General features: G+C 37.4%; 17 protein-coding genes. 2 read left to right on the plus strand and 15 right to left on the minus strand.

Annotated elements, in window-relative coordinates:
- Positions 1 to 198, plus strand: coding sequence for a YwbE family protein (locus ACIP9C_RS11055; protein ID WP_401010507.1), 198 nt, complete (start codon positions 1 to 3; stop codon positions 196 to 198).
- 236 nt (positions 199 to 434) lie between these two features.
- Here ACIP9C_RS11055 and ACIP9C_RS11060 read toward each other — a convergent pair whose 3' ends face one another.
- From ACIP9C_RS11060 to ccpN, 15 genes are all read right to left on the minus strand, one after another.
- Positions 435 to 1,325, minus strand: coding sequence for a PhzF family phenazine biosynthesis isomerase (locus ACIP9C_RS11060; protein ID WP_401010509.1), 891 nt, complete (start codon positions 1,323 to 1,325; stop codon positions 435 to 437).
- A gap of 205 nt (positions 1,326 to 1,530) precedes the next feature.
- On the minus strand, positions 1,531 to 2,067 hold the full coding sequence (locus tag ACIP9C_RS11065; protein ID WP_340823651.1) for an NADPH-dependent FMN reductase: 537 nt from the start codon (positions 2,065 to 2,067) through the stop codon (positions 1,531 to 1,533).
- A gap of 317 nt (positions 2,068 to 2,384) precedes the next feature.
- Positions 2,385 to 2,633 carry a DUF2164 domain-containing protein gene (locus ACIP9C_RS11070; protein WP_401010512.1) on the minus strand — a complete coding sequence of 83 codons (249 nt, stop codon included), beginning with the start codon at positions 2,631 to 2,633 and terminating at the stop codon, positions 2,385 to 2,387.
- A 168-nt stretch (positions 2,634 to 2,801) separates the two neighbouring features.
- Positions 2,802 to 3,419, minus strand: a complete 618-nt coding sequence (locus ACIP9C_RS11075; RefSeq protein ID WP_401010514.1) for an ABC transporter ATP-binding protein — start codon at positions 3,417 to 3,419, stop codon at positions 2,802 to 2,804.
- A gap of 22 nt (positions 3,420 to 3,441) precedes the next feature.
- Positions 3,442 to 5,454: a hypothetical protein gene (locus ACIP9C_RS11080; RefSeq protein ID WP_401010516.1), complete on the minus strand. Its 2,013-nt coding sequence runs from the start codon at positions 5,452 to 5,454 to the stop codon at positions 3,442 to 3,444.
- 80 nt (positions 5,455 to 5,534) lie between these two features.
- Complete coding sequence (locus ACIP9C_RS11085) at positions 5,535 to 5,957, minus strand: lactococcin 972 family bacteriocin (RefSeq protein WP_401010518.1); 423 nt, start codon at positions 5,955 to 5,957, stop codon at positions 5,535 to 5,537.
- A gap of 1,156 nt (positions 5,958 to 7,113) precedes the next feature.
- The gene (locus ACIP9C_RS11090) at positions 7,114 to 7,338 is read right to left on the minus strand and encodes a hypothetical protein (RefSeq protein ID WP_401010520.1); all 225 of its coding nucleotides are present in this window, start codon (positions 7,336 to 7,338) and stop codon (positions 7,114 to 7,116) included.
- 15 nt (positions 7,339 to 7,353) lie between these two features.
- The gene (locus ACIP9C_RS11095; protein WP_401010522.1) at positions 7,354 to 8,475 is read right to left on the minus strand and encodes a Nif3-like dinuclear metal center hexameric protein; all 1,122 of its coding nucleotides are present in this window, start codon (positions 8,473 to 8,475) and stop codon (positions 7,354 to 7,356) included.
- A gap of 1 nt (position 8,476) precedes the next feature.
- Entirely contained in the window at positions 8,477 to 9,169 is a 693-nt protein-coding gene (locus ACIP9C_RS11100; RefSeq protein ID WP_401010524.1) for a tRNA (adenine(22)-N(1))-methyltransferase, read from the minus strand.
- A 155-nt stretch (positions 9,170 to 9,324) separates the two neighbouring features.
- Positions 9,325 to 9,675 carry a cytochrome c550 gene (cccA, locus tag ACIP9C_RS11105; protein WP_172772070.1) on the minus strand — a complete coding sequence of 117 codons (351 nt, stop codon included), beginning with the start codon at positions 9,673 to 9,675 and terminating at the stop codon, positions 9,325 to 9,327.
- Between the two features lie 495 nt (positions 9,676 to 10,170).
- On the minus strand, positions 10,171 to 10,734 hold the full coding sequence (locus ACIP9C_RS11110; protein WP_401010526.1) for a hypothetical protein: 564 nt from the start codon (positions 10,732 to 10,734) through the stop codon (positions 10,171 to 10,173).
- 286 nt (positions 10,735 to 11,020) lie between these two features.
- Entirely contained in the window at positions 11,021 to 12,148 is a 1,128-nt protein-coding gene (gene rpoD / locus ACIP9C_RS11115) for an RNA polymerase sigma factor RpoD (protein ID WP_172772072.1), read from the minus strand.
- A 32-nt stretch (positions 12,149 to 12,180) separates the two neighbouring features.
- Entirely contained in the window at positions 12,181 to 14,013 is a 1,833-nt protein-coding gene (gene dnaG, locus ACIP9C_RS11120) for a DNA primase (protein WP_401010529.1), read from the minus strand.
- A gap of 208 nt (positions 14,014 to 14,221) precedes the next feature.
- On the minus strand, positions 14,222 to 15,034 hold the full coding sequence (locus tag ACIP9C_RS11125) for a pyruvate, water dikinase regulatory protein (RefSeq protein WP_401010531.1): 813 nt from the start codon (positions 15,032 to 15,034) through the stop codon (positions 14,222 to 14,224).
- Positions 15,035 to 15,052: 18 nt separating this feature from the next.
- Complete coding sequence (ccpN, locus tag ACIP9C_RS11130) at positions 15,053 to 15,685, minus strand: transcriptional regulator CcpN (RefSeq protein WP_172772074.1); 633 nt, start codon at positions 15,683 to 15,685, stop codon at positions 15,053 to 15,055.
- 502 nt (positions 15,686 to 16,187) lie between these two features.
- Between ccpN and ACIP9C_RS11135 the strand changes: the two genes are divergently transcribed.
- On the plus strand, positions 16,188 to 17,573 hold the full coding sequence (locus tag ACIP9C_RS11135; protein WP_401010533.1) for a glycine--tRNA ligase: 1,386 nt from the start codon (positions 16,188 to 16,190) through the stop codon (positions 17,571 to 17,573).
- Positions 17,574 to 17,706 lie beyond the last annotated feature (133 nt).

A 17,706-nucleotide genomic window follows, 5' to 3' on the forward strand; every position in this document is an offset into this window, starting at 1 on the left:
ATGAACGGTCAAAATAGAAAAGATATTCACCCAGGGCTTGTAGTCAACATTATTCTCAAAAAAGATCAGCGAACAGGCGTTAAAACGCGTGGGATTGTAAAAGATATTTTAACCAATTCCTCACACCATCCACATGGCATTAAAGTTCGTTTAATGGATGGCCAAATAGGTAGAGTATGTGATATTTTACAAAAGTAATGAAAGAGACTGTTCTAGCAATGAACAGTCTCTTTTGTTTCAAATTGTTTGGGTGCCTGACACTAGCCTAAACACCTAGCTTAATTTCAGCTACTAAATCATAAAAATCCACTTCGCTTTCCGCGGGCACGTGTAAGACGCAACCTGTGCTGTTCCCGCAGGAGTCTACGTGGATTTTTCCTTGGTAAGTCATAAAATACTTGATTAGCATGGTAAATTGTGTGAGTGCCTGGCACTTATATTTCCACTTTCAATTCCTTAACATAGACAGCAGTTCCAGTAATCGAAATGTCCAAGTTGTTGTTTATTTTATTTACATGAACATACACGCGACCATCTCGATCAAGCTCTTGTCCTTGTTCAACAATAAGTGTTTTTGGGTATGTTACATCACTATCAACATATTTCGCATAATATGCCCCCATCACACCTGAAGCCGTTCCCGTTACTATATCTTGAATTGTGCCAGAGTATGGGGAAGAAAAATGTCTTGCATGCATGTCTGCTGTTTCATCAAATGCCTCTAAACAAAATGGATGCAATGAAGCTTTTGGCATTTCTTTTAAGATAGACGGAAATTTAGCGGTTTGTGGATTCATCTTTTTGAAAGAGCTTAATTTTTGTACAGGTATTAGTAAGGTCCACAATCCTGTGCTACCATAGACAATTGGTAAATCTGAATGTAATTCATCCTCGTCAATGCCCATTGACTCAGCAAGCGCCGCTCTAGAGCCATTAAATGCTTCAAATTGTGGTGCAGCATGCTGCATTGTTATGTATAGCTTTTCTTCTTTTTCTTCCAGACGAATTGGTAATATCCCAGCCTTGGTTTCGATAGTAATAGTCGTTTTGTTCGCTAATAAACCTTGCGTTTGTAATGCATAAATAGTTGCCATTGTGGCATGTCCACATAAATTGACTTCATGCCCTGGGGTAAAATAACGAATGCGTATATCAGCTTTTTCAGATGTCAATGCAAAGGCTGTTTCATTGAAACCAACCATTTTCGCAATTTCTTGCATCTCATGCTCACTGTATTGATTTCCTTCCACTACTACTCCAGCAGGATTCCCCTTATTTGGTACATGACTAAATGCATCATAATGTTGAACAGTTATTGTTTTCATTTACTTCCCCACTTTGTAATTAGAATATAATCATCGATTTCACAGAAGAACTAACCAATATTATACTGTTATATTAGCATAACGTATTGAAGTGACCAACGAAAAATTTTCTTTTTTTTCAAAATTGTTTGGGTGCCTGGCACCAAAAAAGCATACTGGAAGTATTCCAGTATGCTTTATAAACTGCTATCTAATTCACTCTAGCCTAGCGAATTGTTTTTAAGGCTGTTGCCCATGGAATGACTTGATCTAACATTTGGTTTACTGAATCAGCTTGCACATCTTTTGGTTTAAACACATTGCCATTTTCGAAATCAGTAAATAACGACAGTGCAGGGTGTACACGAACATCTGCTACTGATAATTCTCCTAGAATACCACGTAAATGTTCGGCCGCACGTGCACCACCTACTGAACCGTATGACACGATACCAGCTGCTTTATTATTCCATTCTTCACGTAAATAATCTAAAGCATTTTTAAGCGCTCCTGAAATAGAATGATTGTATTCTTGCACAATAAAAACAAACCCATCACATGCAGCAACTCTTTGAGACCATGCTGCCGCTCCAGAAGCGTCGCCACCTGGCTCTCCTAAAAGAGGTAATTTGAAGTCAGCAATATCAATAATTTCATATTCAGCATCACGACGTTTTTCTGCTAATTCCTTTACCCACTGACCAACTTGTGGACTTACACGTCCTTCACGTGTACTACCTAAAATAATCCCAATTTTCAACATCACTATTCCTCCTTATTCGTACCTAAAAGTGCTTTGCCGATTGCATTAATCTTTGAAGATGTTCAAAAAATTTGCGCTCTTACCCATGGTGTTCAAATAAAAAGTACTTTATTCAATCAAAAATCATAAAGTAACCTTCCCATCTCAGTTACTTTGAATTCATGTATCTTTATTTCGAGATAAAATTAACATATTTACATTGCACTTGTCAATTGTTTAGTGTTATTTTTTTGTTTTAAACCCAAAGAATACTAATAATGGTTGTTTTCACTAAAGAAAGAGAAACAATTTTCTAGTAATCGTTTCTCTTTTCGTTATCATTTTAATTTTATTGGGCGTTCTAAAGCCACCAGCTCATCTTCAATAGCAGATAACTGACTATCCATAACATATTTTGCATCCGAAATCGCTGCATTATAAATATATGGAGCAATATTTTCTTTCACAAAATCAAATACTCTTTCCGCTTCAAAATCAGAAATATCCTCATCACGTTGATTATAGAAAAAGCGTTGTATATCGGCGATGATTTGCTCTTGTTGCTCCTTTGTTAAACGGATAAACACATTTCGCCACTCCCTTCTGCATTACCTTAAAACAAGTATAGACCAATGCTTAATTTTTCTATAGTGACCATTTTTATTATTTTTCACATTCCAACTTATAATTGTCATCCGTCTCGAACCCAAACCAATCATCTATGATAACTTGTCATTTCCCCTCACTTAGAAAAATTAAACTAAATCAATACGTCTATCGCAGACAGTTACAAGTCTTTCATCGTGCGTTGCAATGATCACACTCGCACCGTTTTGACTACATGTTTTTAATAGTTTAATAATAGTTTCTCTGTTCGATTTATCAAGAGAGGCTGTTGGTTCATCCGCAAATATAATTGTGGCTTTCTTATAAATTGCGCGTGCTACGCCAAGTCGCTGTTTTTCTCCCCCTGATAAAACAGCTGCCATATCTTGCCCTCTTCCACTGAGTCCAACTGTATGTAGGATTTCGTCAACAACCTTTGTTTTTGCTTGTCGCTTATTTAATGTCACATTATAACTGATGTTTTCATCTTCAATAATGCCATAGTCTTGATAAATAAATGCTGCTTTTTCTTTCCAAAAGTTCGTTTTTTCTTTCTCCTTCCATTTACTAGCATTTTGGTTTTCTATTAATATGTCCCCCCTATTAACTGATTGAATAAGCCCTAAACAATTTAAAAGTGTTGTTTTGCCGCTACCAGACGGACCCGTAATGGCAATCATTTCGTTCCGATTAATATTAAGTGATATATTAGAAAAAATCTTTTTCCCACTAATTTCAATGCCAATATTTTTTGTTTGAATCACCATATAAATTACCCCTTTAGTTCATTTAATTGTACCGATGACTAGAACGATAAAATGCTTGCTTTGCGGAACTCTTAAAGGAAAGATAACTTCCTATCCAATATAAAATTCCGACAAGCAAAGCAGATGAAAGTAATATGCTAAGTTCCATGTAGTGTATAAAATAGGCGATTACGGATCCGACAATCGTTGTAATAATGATTGTAAATAGTTGTCGTTTTAAAACCGGTCCAACAATCGTTGCGTAAGGCAAACCAAATGTGTGCAAAGTGAAGATACGTTTTACATTCGTGCCAGCCCAAAGCCTACCATTCAATACACCGGTCAAAAACATTGTTACCAAAATAAGCATACCCGATACAATATAATAGACGTATTGTTGCTTAAACCTTTGAGCCGTTTCCAAAGCAACGTCTGCTATCCCATTAATGGACGTGATAGAAGGTTTCATAACGGAGTTAGCTATAGCGGCTTGTAAATGATTCTCATCAAAAAAAACGATATTTCCACTAGAAGCTAAAGATATTAAGAACCCTTTCGTTTTTACAATGTCTGTTAGCTGACCATCTATCAGTATAACTAACGGATTTTCTGCTTGCACTGTTTCACCTGCCAAACCAACATTTGGTGGTAATGCAAGAAATTTCGTTCCCACATATTCGTAAAAAGTTAAACCTTGCGCTGGATAGACATCAGTCTGTTTCGTCCATAGCGGAATTTGACCTTCTAAAAATGAAGCCAATTCATCTGGTAAATCTTTAACATTTTTTGCAATGAGTTTCCCGCCCTTGCCTTCTGTTTCCACACCTATTTCTAGCAAATCAATCCAAGCACGATCTGTCATAATAATATGATCATAGCCTCCCATTTGATGTGGCTCTAAAAAAATCGCTTTATCGATAACGAAAGAAAGACTTAAATTTTTAGCTTCTTGCATTTTAGAAAAAAAAGCTTCTACATCGGGAAGTGTCGCCTCTTGTTCTAATGAATCCAAGTCAAAGATTGATAGCCGAACGATATTGTGCATTTTGTCCCAAAGCGCATATTCTTTCGACAGTTGATTGGTTATTAGTAAAGATGTGATGATGGTCGGGAAAACAATTAGCGATAAAATCATAACAAGAACATGATTTAGCTTTCCCATTACGGAAAACCGCTTCAACGGAATTTGTCTTTTCGCTATATGGGCAGCTTTTGGACTAGCAATTAGCGAAAGCAATGCTGTAATGATGCCAACGACAAATAAGAAAAGCGCTAGACAAAGTAGTAGACGATTGAATACCAATGGAATTTGTCGAATGTCCTTTATGACACCTACATAGCCTAATGAAATAAACAAACCTAGTAAAAAACCGACAAAGATAAAAGATACTATTGTCGTTGTATCCTCCACATGAATTTTCCTTGCTTTCACACCGCCTAATAATCGAATAGACCTTGCTTTTGCATGTTGAAATATCCACGTACTAATTGTCGTTACTAATAACAGCAAGGAAGCGAGCACTGCATTTCCTATACCATTTTGAAATAAGTATGCATATAAAATTGTTAAATTAGATGGTTCCGAAACCCATAAAAGCCCAATTTGATGCTGTTGCGTCCAATGTTCAAGTGCTTCTCGGAAATCTTTCCCGGCGTTAAAAGCATAGGTGCCTGCTAAAGAACGGGTGCCTATGTCTGCAGTTGAAAGCAATTCACCTGTTAAAGAAGATTCGAACCACTTAATCTCATTCTGCTCTATAAGCAAGCCATGAAATGCTGGTTTAGCAGTCCCAAAATAAATAATATCTTTTTTATTGTCATAGTTTTCTGGGTCAACAGAAGTTTTTACTACGATCGCTTTATATTGATCTGTTAGTTGATTAAGCTCCGAAACCAATTTATCTTTTGCAATAGTAGTTTCTGCAAGATTTAAATCAAATTGATTCGTAGTGCCTAATGGCAGTCGTTGTTGGACAAGTGACGTATATTGAAAAATAAGCAGAGACAGCATCATTACACAAATCAAAGATGTCAATTGTATTGCTCTTTTAAGCATGACTCTCCTCCTTAATTGAGAAGCTTGGAAAGCCTACTGCGAAAGACATTCCAAGCCTCTAAAGTATGAAGTTTTAGTAATTAATCGCATACACGATAGTAATAACGATCAACGTGGGTAGGGTACTGCACCGCCCAAAGTTCAGCAATGGATCTTTGTCCTGGTGCTGTATCAGCTGATCTTGATCGATTACCATTCAACTCTACCGTGCTTCCATGACAGCGATCCACTGTGTAGTATGAACGAACTTTAGCATTCCAAAATCCATACTCCCAAGTGCCACCTTCATTTGGATATTGTGTGATTGGTCCTGGTGCTAGCCATTTACGAGAAACGTCTCTTTGGTTGAATTGATCACTTTGTGTGGCAACCGTTGCTGTTGCAACAATTAAAGGATCATAAATAGCATGATGTGACACTGCCAAAACCCCAGATGGCAATAACAATAATGCCACCAACGCTAACACGACTATTTTCACCCTCACAGTTTTTTTGGCTAACATATTATTCACCTCCTTTCATTTGACAAGGAAGAATCTTGTGTAAAGGCTATTTTTTTATGTAATGTATAAAAATTTGATAGACTCTTTACTTTTTGAAAAATTTATCTCTCTCCAAATATGTGAGTACGGAAAATCCTAAAATGCCAAATATACCAAAACCCTTTACCCAAATAGGCTGACTTTCATAATCCCTGATTAATGATTGTAACGAAATAAATATTAGCATTAGATAAACATATGGTGCTGGAATCTTTTTAAATTTCACCTTCATCGCCTCTTTTCATACAGAAATACCCTTCCAAAAATCAATAATTCTATTAATGTTTGCTAATTTGATTGTTCAAATGACGCTAAGTAGATTTTAACTGGTCACAGTAATTCAGTATCACCGTGCTTCCATGCAACGATCCACTGTGTAGTATGAAAGAACTTTAGCATTCCAAAATCCATACTCCCAAGTGCCACCTTCATTTGCCATAAATGCTATAAATGCTATTATTTTTTTACGCTCACAGCTTTTCACTCCTTCCTTTTAAACTATTTTTAAATCTATCTATAAACCAATGGCTTATATTCAAAACACATTATCATTTTAATATTTTTCTAAATTATGTAATTTCACTTCAAAATTTATTTACCAAATGATTCTTTATATCTAGTTATTTTTTATTTAGCATAAATTAATAGAAAAATCAATATTTTTTAAATATTGATTAAACGTGTCACAAGTTGCATCTTCACCCATGATGTCCTTTGGCAATTAATTTTTGATAGTTATCAATGCGAATTCCCCTACCTACCGGATTAGTCTACTGTAGCGCAGAGCGCGAGGGTTGCAGCTTACAGAGTTGCTGCCTTGAAAGCTCTGCCCGTAGCGGAATTCAACGGCAATATTCATCTATGAATGTGATACTAGTTGATTGTAGCGGAGGGAGGCGAGACTCCTGCGGGAACAGCACACAACGAAAGACGCAACAGACCGCGCGTTAGCGAGGGTTGCGGCTTACGGTGTGCCCGCGGAAAGCGTCCTCCCGTAGCGGAAATCAACAGCAGTTAAATAAAAATTGGCTGTAGACAATAGTGCATTTACAACAAAAAAACGCAACCTTTAAAGGAACTACCTTTAAAAGTCGCGTTCATTAATGCGCTAATCGTGTTATTTTTTACATTCAAACGAATAGTTCGTTGATAAAAAATTCTTTTCTTTCGATACAATGGCTTTGCCCCCATCGTCTTCACATTGCTCGGTCATTGCATCTATTTTTTTCTCATTCATCATATTCGTCATGATTGTCATGCCGCCTCCGAACACAGCAATTAGTAACCCAATGATAATCCATAACTTGCCAGCACTATTGCCAGCAGGCCTCCCATTTGCCACACCAATTCCCCTCTCTTAGACAAATAAAAACGGTTCTGTATGAATAGTAGATTGAATAAACTCTACTGCATATTTTTTTGTCTCACACATCGTTGCCATTTTTTTCGCAACTCCTGCAATCATTACTTTTTCTACGTGGTGACCTGGGTCAACAATTTGCAAACCAATTGCCTGCGCATCTTGTGCAGTATGGAAATACATATCGCCTGTTAAAAACACATCCGCTCCAGCACGCTTTGCCGTATAAATATACTTATTTCCGTCTCCACCAACTAGGGCAATCTTTCTTACTGTTGACTGCAAATCGCCGACAACACGAACTGCTGGCACATCTAGTTGTTTCTTTACAAACTCTGCAAAGTCTTTTAATGTCATTTCTTTAGGTAAATAGCCAACACGACCTAATCCCATAATGTTCGTTTGCTGATCTAATCGAATTACATCATACGCAGGCTCCTCATATGGATGGGCATTTAACATCGCTTTTAAAACACGATTTTTAATAGAAGTTGGGAATACAACTTCCACTTTGACTTCTTCCTCCACATGTAATTCACCAACTGATCCAACATACGGATTAGCCCCTTCTAGTGCTCGGAATCGACCTTCCCCAGTTGTTGTATAGCTACATGCTTCATAAGAACCTATACGCCCAGCTCCTGCCTTTGCTAGTGCCTCACGTAACGTATCAGCATTTGCCGTCGGAACGAACACAGCTAACTTAAGAACATCCTCAGCATATGTTTCTTCTAAAATAGAACGTTTTTCAAGTAGCAGTGCATCAGCCAATAAATCATTGACACCACCCACAGCCACATCTAAATTTGTATGCGCTGCATAAACAGCTATATCATGCTTGATAAGCTTTTCGTATAATTGTCCTGCTGGATTGTCCGTACGAATATTTGCTAGGCGACGAAAAATTGGTGGATGATGCGCGATAATTAGTTCACAACCTTGTTCGATTGCTTCGTCTGCCACCGCTTCATTGACATCCAATGTGATTAAAACCTTACTTACTGGTTTATTTAATGTTCCAATGGCAAGCCCAATTGGATCATTTTCCATGCATGCAAGATTCTTTGGTGACCACGATTCAAATACTTGTATAATTTCCTGACCATTGACAGATTTCATGCTATAAAACCCCTTCCACTAAATCAAGTAGCGCTTTTAATTCTGCACGTTTTTCCTCAATTTCAAGTGTCGGCTCGGCCCCTTCAATAGATTGTAAAACGCGCTGCCAATTTTCCTTTTCTCGATTCCATTTTTTCATAAATGCTGGAGATTTACGAAGTAATAATTTAGGTCCAAATAAGATGTCTGCTGCAGTTAGCTCCATCGGCCCTCGTTGTAAAACAAGAATTTCGTAAATTTTTTCATCTTCCTCTAAAATATCTTCATCGAGGATCGCCCAATTATTTTTTAAAGCCCATTCCCGAATTACTTTTGCATGAATATTTGGCTGCAAAATTAGACGTGTGACACCTTGTAAGCTTTGTGGATGTTTCTCTAATATCGACACAATAAGAGGTCCACCCATTCCAGCAATTGTAATAGTATCTACATGGTCTGAGTCTTCCACTGCAGCTAAGCCGTCTGCCAGTCTAACCGTGATTTTTTCTGTTAATCCTTCTTTTTTCACTTGTCCCACCGCTGAATCATAAGGGCCTTTCACAACTTCCCCTGCTACTGCGCTAGTAGCTATTCCCTTATGAATTAAATAGCATGGTAAATAAGAATGATCACTGCCAATATCCGCCACAACCGCACCTGTTGGAACAAATTTTGCCACTGTTTCTAATCGTTTTGATAATTTTTGTGCGTTCATTTTTAACCGCCTACCTTATATAGAGTCCATTCTAGTATGTATGATGTTGAACAAAAAAACAAATGGCGTTGTCTCATATATTGAGCAACCCCATTATAATAATAGAAGCTGTACTAAAAGCGTAATTACACTTTTAGTACAGCCACTTTTCAAAACTATTCTAGAGTAGAAATGTACTCAGCGATTGCTTTTGCTTCCGCTTCGTTTTTCATTCCTGGTGTCATTGGAGTTCCTGGAATACCGTTTGTCAACACGTCTACGATATGAGCTTCATCTAAACCATGTAGGTTTGGACCAACACTACCAGTTAAGTCACCACCGTGACAACCGATACAAGTTTGTACTAATGCAGAACCATCATCATTAGCTTCTGTAGTTTCGCCACCACCCTCATGTTCAGCAGCAATTTCTTTCTTGTTATCTGCGCCTTGTAAAGACATGAAGAAAATAAGACCAATACCAAATGCCAGAATCAAGATGTAAGGAACGACTGGATTGTTTTTCATATGTTTCCCCTCCTCATTAATAAATCTACTTCTATTATAATATAGAATCAGTCAACATCTAATATTGTACTGCATTAAACATGAAACGAAAAGCCCCATTCGCTAAGTTTTCCTTTGTTTGTAACAATTTCGACATTTCTGTATCAATTGGATAAATTATGTCTTGTTAAAACCAATATTTAGACTTATGGAGAACCCTTTCCAAACTAAAATCGTTTTACTTCTCGCAAATATTTTGCCACTTCCATTGCATTCATATACGTCTAACGATGAAAATTAATTGCTCCTTTCTACTTAAACCTTTGTGCTTTATTAAGCTGACTATATATAATAACATTTGCATAAATAGGTTATACTATTATTTCAATATATTATTATTCACTATTTTTTTATTAAATTTCTTTTGAAATTACTTTTCCAATAAAGCCATACTACTATATTAGAAAAATAAATACCCTTCTATGAACAATAGTAGTCATAGAAGGGTATTTAAATTTACATAAAATTATACAAGTAATAACCAATTAGTGCCACTAGCCCTAGAACACCAGAGACTGTGAAATAAAGTAGTTTCATTTTTAAGCCTGAAAATAACCAGACGCCACAATTTGCCGCTATAAAGGCAAATAACGCTATATTATTTCCACTAAAATATGTAGTATACATGCGAATCGATAAACTAAATAACAATATAGCAGCAATAATATGCAAAGCAGGCGCTAATAAGTTATTTTTGCTCGCAGACCGGAAAGCTATTATGAATAATGTAATTGCAGCGATTGCTACAATGCCCGTTAAAACAAGCAACAAAGAAGTTACTGTAAAGTAAAAATACAAGAGCACCATCATACCCAAGCATAATCCCACAATGAAGAACAACATTTTTCTTTTTTCTAAAGGCAATACAGCCTGTTTATGAGTTGCTGACTCTAACTCCTCTATATCATTTCCCTCTGCATAAAGAGTCGCTAAAAAGTCACAGTAGTGCTCTGGTAATAGCTTATTTTGCTTCCAAAACAATATCTCATTTAAAATAATCTTTTTCCGTGGATTTGTCATCGTATATTCTCCAAACATTGCTTAATAATGGTTGTAATACAATTTTATCTCACAATTCATGAAAGAACATCTGTAAAAAGTCGCAAAAATGGAACTACTACACCGTTCAAATTATATATTTTTATTCACTTTAGCAAATTTTTTAAAGTTGCTTCCGATAATATATTGATTATATCGAGGGTATTGCTGTTTTGTAGTTGCGTTTCAATCGCTAATACAAGGCAAACCCCGCCATGAATAGTAATGGCGAGGTTTGTATTTATAGTAAAAGTATTGTGTTTGTTTATTATTCCAAGAAATCTTTTAATCGTTTGCTGCGAGAAGGATGGCGTAACTTACGAAGTGCCTTTGCTTCAATTTGGCGAATACGTTCACGTGTTACACCAAATACTTTACCTACCTCTTCTAATGTACGTGTACGACCATCATCTAAACCAAAACGTAAACGAAGTACGTTTTCTTCACGGTCTGTTAATGTATCTAATACATCTTCTAGTTGCTCTTTTAACAATTCATATGCTGCATGGTCAGAAGGAGACTGTGCTTCAGAGTCCTCAATGAAATCCCCTAAGTGTGAATCATCTTCTTCACCGATTGGCGTTTCAAGAGATACAGGTTCTTGTGCAATTTTTAAAATTTCACGTACTTTTTCAGGTGTTAAATCCATTTCCTCACCAATTTCTTCTGGAGACGGCTCACGACCTAAGTCTTGTAACAATTGACGTTGTACACGGATTAGTTTATTAATCGTTTCTACCATGTGTACAGGAATACGAATTGTACGCGCTTGGTCGGCAATTGCACGTGTGATTGCTTGACGAATCCACCATGTTGCATACGTTGAGAATTTAAAGCCTTTGCGGTAGTCGAATTTCTCAACTGCCTTAATAAGCCCCATGTTCCCCTCTTGAATTAAATCAAGGAATAGCATTCCACGACCAACATAGCGTTTTGCAATCGATACTACAAGACGTAAATTCGCCTCTGCTAAACGTTTACGTGCTTCTTCATCACCTTGCTCAATACGCTCTGCTAAAGCAATTTCCTGCTCTGCAGAAAGTAAATCAACACGTCCAATCTCTTTCAAATACATACGTACAGGATCATTAATTTTCACGCCTGGTGGTACGCTCAAATCGTTTAAATCGAACGTTTCTTCGTTAGCTTCTTCTTTCATTAAGCTCTCTTCTTCAAATTCTTCTTTACCAATAATTTGAATGTCTTTATTTTTTTCAAGATCTTCAGCGAAGTGGAAAACTTCTTCATTTTCCAATTCATAAGGCAATAATTTCTCTGAAATTTCCTTCATCGAAATTTCCCCTTCAGTTTTCGCCTTTTCTTGTAGTAATTTTTTTGCCTCATCTAATGTAATTTCTACTTCTACCTCTTTTGAACGTTCAGACTTGTCCGCCATAAACCTTCCTCCTTCTAAACAACCGAATCGGGTTAAATCGCCGATAACGATTTTCTTAAATGAATAATCTGTTGGGCGATTTCAAGAGCACGCGCATACTCGTGCATCTTCTCCGCTTCCTTTGACTCATGCATCTTTTGATGAATTTCTTGCTCAATTCTATATTTTTGAAGCTGTCGGATAGAATCTGCGATTTCTGATTCTGCCTGGTCAGGATCACGTTCTACTAAAGCAGCTTCCATAACAATTTTGCGTAATTCAGCGTCATCTAAGATTTCTACAAAGCGCTGATAATCTGGATGACCATATTCCTCATAAAATCCTACCAATCGAACAAAAACAGCCATATATGCATCTCTTACAAAAGGCTCTGTTTGCTCACTACGTAATACCCTGTCCACTACATCTATATTATGAAGCATATGAGCAAGTAATAAACGTTCGGCACGTTCGGCTGCGTCCATAGGCTTTTGTTGCTGCGTGACTGGCATCGAAGGTGTATGCGTTGGCATTTCCACTTTCGCAGAGCGTACTTGATTTGCCTCTAGTTTTCGGAATTGGGCATAAATAGCTTCTTCCGATATCGTCGTTTCATTTGATAGCTGTCGGATATACAAATCTCGCTCAATTGGTGAGGAGCTACCCACTAATTGTTCGAGTACTTCTTGAATATATTGAAGCGTATCATTTTCAAATTGAAAATTCTTATTTCGTCTAGCATGCATCATCATAAAAGCAATATACGTATGTGGGTTTTCCAAAATTTGTTCCTTAAAAGCCTGTCCACCTAAACTTTGAATATACTCATCAGGATCGAGCTTATCAGGTATCACCGCAATATTAACTTTCATGCGCTCCGTTTGTAGTAACTGTGCCGCTCTTTTCGCCGCATCAAATCCAGCATTATCACCGTCATAGCAAATCGTAACTTGCTCTACTAAGCGTTTGAGCTTTGTGATATGCTGATTCGTAAGCGAGGTTCCCATTGTTGCTACGGCATTTGTTACGCCAACTGAGCTTGCAGCCAAAACATCCATAAAACCTTCCATCAACACTACTTGACGATTTTTTCTAATAGAGGTTCGTGCCTTATCTAGGTTATATAACACTTCACTCTTTTGAAAAATTGGTGATTCTGGACTATTTAAATATTTTGCCTCTTCACCTGTCGATGACAATATTCGTCCTGAGAAGGCAATAATTTTACCGTTCTCATCACGAATCGGGAACATAATACGTCCTCGAAAACGATCAAAATAGCGTTCTTCCCCTTCACGTTTGATTACTAGACCACTATCTGCGATTTCTTGTAAGTTATAACCTTTTCTTTCAAGCAATATCGTTAATGCATCAAAGCTTGGGAGAGACCATCCAATGCTATTAGATTCGATAAGTTCCCTTGTAAATCCTCTTTCTAGCAAATAATTTAAAGGCTCTTCCCCATCTTCTGTGTTTAGCAGTAAATGATGAAAAAAATCTGCCGCAAAAGCATGCGCTTCTTTCATCCTCTCTTCCGCTTTAGAAATCTTTGTCGTCGCCTCTGGTAAGCTTGGGCCTACATCTAAATGCATACCAACACGTTCACCAAGTTTTACGACGGCGTCTGGGAAAGAAATCCCTTCGATATCCATGACGAAAGTAATAGCATTACCACCTGCTCCGCAACCAAAGCAGTGAAAAATCTGTTTGTCTGTTGACACAGAAAAAGATGGCGTTTGTTCTCCATGAAAAGGACAGAGACCAAACCAATTGCGCCCACGCTTTGTCAGCTGCATATATTCGCTTATGACATCCACAATATCTGATTGTGTCCGTATCTGCTCAATCACTTCTTCTGGTATTTTCCCTGCCAAATTCATCACCATCTTTAATTTACGTTCTAGAACACAATTCGATATCCGTTTTAAAAATCCTTTATTTCTCGACAAAAAAATAGGATTTTTCTCATTTTAAATATTTTTACCACAATTTTATTATTATAAAACAAATTTTAGTATTTATCTATACAATTTTAAAAACCGACTCAAAAAAACCGCCTCTAATAACCCGAGGTGGTTTACTGAATTTGGTTTCTTATTTACGGCTTGCAAGATATTCAATAATAACGTTAGCTGTTTCCTCTACTGCTTTGTTCGTTACATCAATCACTTTGCAACCTATTTCATTAACAACTTTTTCAAAATGTTGTATTTCCTCTAAAATACGTACATGTTGCGCATAGATGGCGTCATCATTTAAACCCAAGGTCATTAATCTTTCTTTTCTTATCGAGTTTAATTTATCAGGAGAAATAACTAAGCCAAAACATTTTTTCGAATCAATTTTCAATAATTCTTCTGGCGGGGCTACCTCCGGAACTAATGGTACATTTGCCACCTTATAACGTTTATGTGCTAAATACTGTGAAAGCGGTGTTTTTGAAGTGCGTGAAACTCCAACGAGTACAATGTCAGCTTGCAATAAGCCTCGTGGATCTCTGCCATCATCGTACTTCACTGCAAATTCAATAGCCTCAATTTTTTTAAAGTAATCATCATCCAGTTGATGTACAATACCCGGAGTCTCTAATGGCATTTCTTCCATAAAGGTTGCCATCGATTTTAACGCTGGTCCCAATATATCCACAGCATGAACTTTTTCTTTTTCGCATAGATCATGCAATAATGCGCGCATGTCTTGTCGAACAAGTGTATAAACTACAAATGCCTTCTGTTTCGCAGCGAGGCAGACTATTTTTCGAACAAGCTCTTCTGTTTGAATATGCGGAAAGCGCCGAATAATCGTATTTTCTAAGCCTGGTCGGAACTGGCTAATAACTGCCTTAGCTACTTGATCACCAGTTTCGCCGACGGAATCAGATATAACAAAAACGCGTAATCTCTTCATGCTGTTCCCCTTCAACTGTTAGACATTTTGCGCAAGAGATAAGAAAGCACGTGTAATGGTCGTTTTCGTTAAACGGCCAACTATTGTCAATCCACCCTCTTGAGGTTCGATTACCGGTAACGAATCTACTTCTCGTTCTATTAACTTATTTGCTGCAACAACTAACGAATCTGATCTTTCACAGTACGAGATATTTGGCATTCGTGTCATAATAATATGTACAGGAATTTTATTTAAATCCTGCGTGCCAATACTTGTACGCAGTAAATCTTTACGAGAGAGAACCCCAGTTAAAAATTCGTTCTTATCAACGACAAAAAGGGTTCCGACATCCTCTGAAAACATGAAACAAATGGCATCATATACCGTCATTGTTTCAGGTACAACAACAGGTCCCGAGTGAAAATCTTTTACTTTTAAATTGTTAATGCTATCCATTAAAGTTACGGATGTTTTTTTCCCAGAATAGAAATAACCAACTCGTGGTCTAGCATCTAGAAAGCCAGCCATTGTCAAAATTGCTAAGTCTGGTCTTAAAGTCGCTCTTGTCAGATTGAGACGTTCTGCAATATGCTCCCCTGTTATCGGGCCGTTCTCTTTCACAATTTGTAAAATGTCTTCCTGACGTTTGTTGAGTTCGATTGGACTCACCGCCTCAAATCTAATAGTGTTATACTTATGCTCAATTATTATATACTATTTTAATGGTTATTGCGAAGAAAAGAACTACATGCTACAATATTGACACATACGCTTGCTCTAAATGTATTTTCGAGCAAACTTGCGTTATATAGGCGATGATAGGAAAAAAGTATCTGTTCAATTTTTAGCGAGTAGAAATTGGTGAAAGTCTACAATGTGGCAGAGAAAAGGCACTCCTTGAGCTAACTTTTAGAAAAGAGGTTTTAAACAGTTCGTTTAAAACAATCAGGGTGGAACCGCGGGTATTAGCACTCGTCCCTGGGCATTATTTGTGCCCGGAGACGGGTGCTATTTTTAATTTAGATCGTGCTAAATTAAAATCATGCAATATGCGCATGTGGCGAATTAGATTTGAAATTGACAAGGTTATACTGGTCATTCCCCAATTCGTCAGGTAACACAATTACTTTTCACTCTTGTGCAAGTAAAAATTATGAAGGAGGCTATTATAATGGCTAACAAATCAATGGAAACAATCGTATCTTTAGCAAAGCATCGAGGCTTTGTCTTCCCAGGTTCTGAAATCTACGGAGGCTTAGCAAACACATGGGATTACGGTCCACTAGGTGTTGAATTAAAAAATAATGTAAAAAAAGCTTGGTGGCTAAAGTTTGTCCAAGAATCCGAACATAATGTTGGGATTGATGCGGCAATCCTTATGAATCCAAAAGCATGGGTTGCATCTGGTCACGTTGGCAACTTCAACGACCCAATGGTAGACTGTAAAGCTTGTAAAGCGCGCCATCGTGCAGATAAAATCATCGAGGATGCTGCACTGGCAAAAGGCGATGAAATTATTGTAGACGGTATGACATTTGATCAAATGAAAGAAACAATGGTGAAATACGATGTTGTTTGTCCTGACTGTGGGAAAGCAGATTTCACTGATATCCGTCAATTTAATTTAATGTTTAAAACATTCCAAGGTGTTACAGAATCTTCTACTAACGAAATCTACCTACGTCCTGAAACTGCACAAGGAATTTTCGTAAACTTTAAAAACGTACAACGTTCTATGCGTAAACGTACACCATTCGGTATTGCACAAATCGGTAAATCTTTCCGTAACGAAATTACACCAGGGAACTTCACATTCCGTACACGTGAATTTGAACAAATGGAGCTTGAATTCTTCTGTAAACCAGGTGAGGATCTTGAATGGCATGCATATTGGAAAGAATTCTGTAAAAACTGGTTACTGAACTTAGGGATGAAAGAAGATTCGATGCGTTTACGTGACCACGAGGATGACGAATTATCACATTACTCTAACGCAACAACAGATATCGAATTTAAATTCCCATTCGGCTGGGGTGAGCTTTGGGGTGTAGCTGATCGTACAGATTACGACTTAAAACAACATATGGAGCATTCAGGTGAAGATTTCACTTATATTGACCCTGTGTCAAACGAACGCTATGTACCTTACTGCATCGAGCCATCTCTAGGTGCTGATCGTGTTACATTAGCATTTTTATGTGACGCTTATGATGAAGAAGAGCTAGAGGGTGATGACAAACGTACAGTTTTACGCTTCCACCCTGCTTTAGCACCGTTTAAAGCAGCAGTACTTCCACTTTCTAAAAAGTTATCGGATGAGGCTGCAGATGTATGGTCAGAGCTACGCAAATCGTTCCCAGTAGATTTTGATGAATCTCAATCAATTGGTAAACGCTACCGTCGTCAAGATGAAATCGGTACGCCATTCTGTATCACATTCGATTTCGATTCAAAAGAAGACGGTCAAGTAACTGTTCGTCACCGTGATTCAATGGAACAAGTTCGTATGCCAATCGCTGATGTAAAAGCGTATATCGAAAAACATCTTCAATTTTAATTTAAATAAATTTGTCTAAAGCCAAACTGCTGTGACAAAAGAAATAAGTGTTAGATTGACTGCAATCAATCTGACACTTTTTTCTATGCCATTGATGTCTTCTACGGCAGTTACTTTCCGAAGGTTTACAGGC

Source organism: Lysinibacillus sp. NPDC093210, from assembly GCF_044753985.1.
Classification (GTDB): Bacteria; Bacillota; Bacilli; order Bacillales_A; family Planococcaceae; genus Lysinibacillus.

Coding starts and splice junctions, on each gene's coding strand:
- ACIP9C_RS11055 (WP_401010507.1), top strand. CDS start 1: ATGAACGGTCAAAATAGAAAAGATATTCACCCAGGGCTTGTAGTCAAC.
- ACIP9C_RS11060 (WP_401010509.1), bottom strand. CDS start 1,325: ATGAAAACAATAACTGTTCAACATTATGATGCATTTAGTCATGTACCA.
- ACIP9C_RS11065 (WP_340823651.1), bottom strand. CDS start 2,067: ATGTTGAAAATTGGGATTATTTTAGGTAGTACACGTGAAGGACGTGTA.
- ACIP9C_RS11075 (WP_401010514.1), bottom strand. CDS start 3,419: ATGGTGATTCAAACAAAAAATATTGGCATTGAAATTAGTGGGAAAAAG.
- ACIP9C_RS11080 (WP_401010516.1), bottom strand. CDS start 5,454: ATGCTTAAAAGAGCAATACAATTGACATCTTTGATTTGTGTAATGATG.
- ACIP9C_RS11085 (WP_401010518.1), bottom strand. CDS start 5,957: ATGTTAGCCAAAAAAACTGTGAGGGTGAAAATAGTCGTGTTAGCGTTG.
- ACIP9C_RS11095 (WP_401010522.1), bottom strand. CDS start 8,475: ATGAAATCTGTCAATGGTCAGGAAATTATACAAGTATTTGAATCGTGG.
- ACIP9C_RS11100 (WP_401010524.1), bottom strand. CDS start 9,169: ATGAACGCACAAAAATTATCAAAACGATTAGAAACAGTGGCAAAATTT.
- cccA (WP_172772070.1), bottom strand. CDS start 9,675: ATGAAAAACAATCCAGTCGTTCCTTACATCTTGATTCTGGCATTTGGT.
- ACIP9C_RS11110 (WP_401010526.1), bottom strand. CDS start 10,734: ATGACAAATCCACGGAAAAAGATTATTTTAAATGAGATATTGTTTTGG.
- rpoD (WP_172772072.1), bottom strand. CDS start 12,148: ATGGCGGACAAGTCTGAACGTTCAAAAGAGGTAGAAGTAGAAATTACA.
- dnaG (WP_401010529.1), bottom strand. CDS start 14,013: ATGGTGATGAATTTGGCAGGGAAAATACCAGAAGAAGTGATTGAGCAG.
- ACIP9C_RS11125 (WP_401010531.1), bottom strand. CDS start 15,034: ATGAAGAGATTACGCGTTTTTGTTATATCTGATTCCGTCGGCGAAACT.
- ACIP9C_RS11135 (WP_401010533.1), top strand. CDS start 16,188: ATGGCTAACAAATCAATGGAAACAATCGTATCTTTAGCAAAGCATCGA.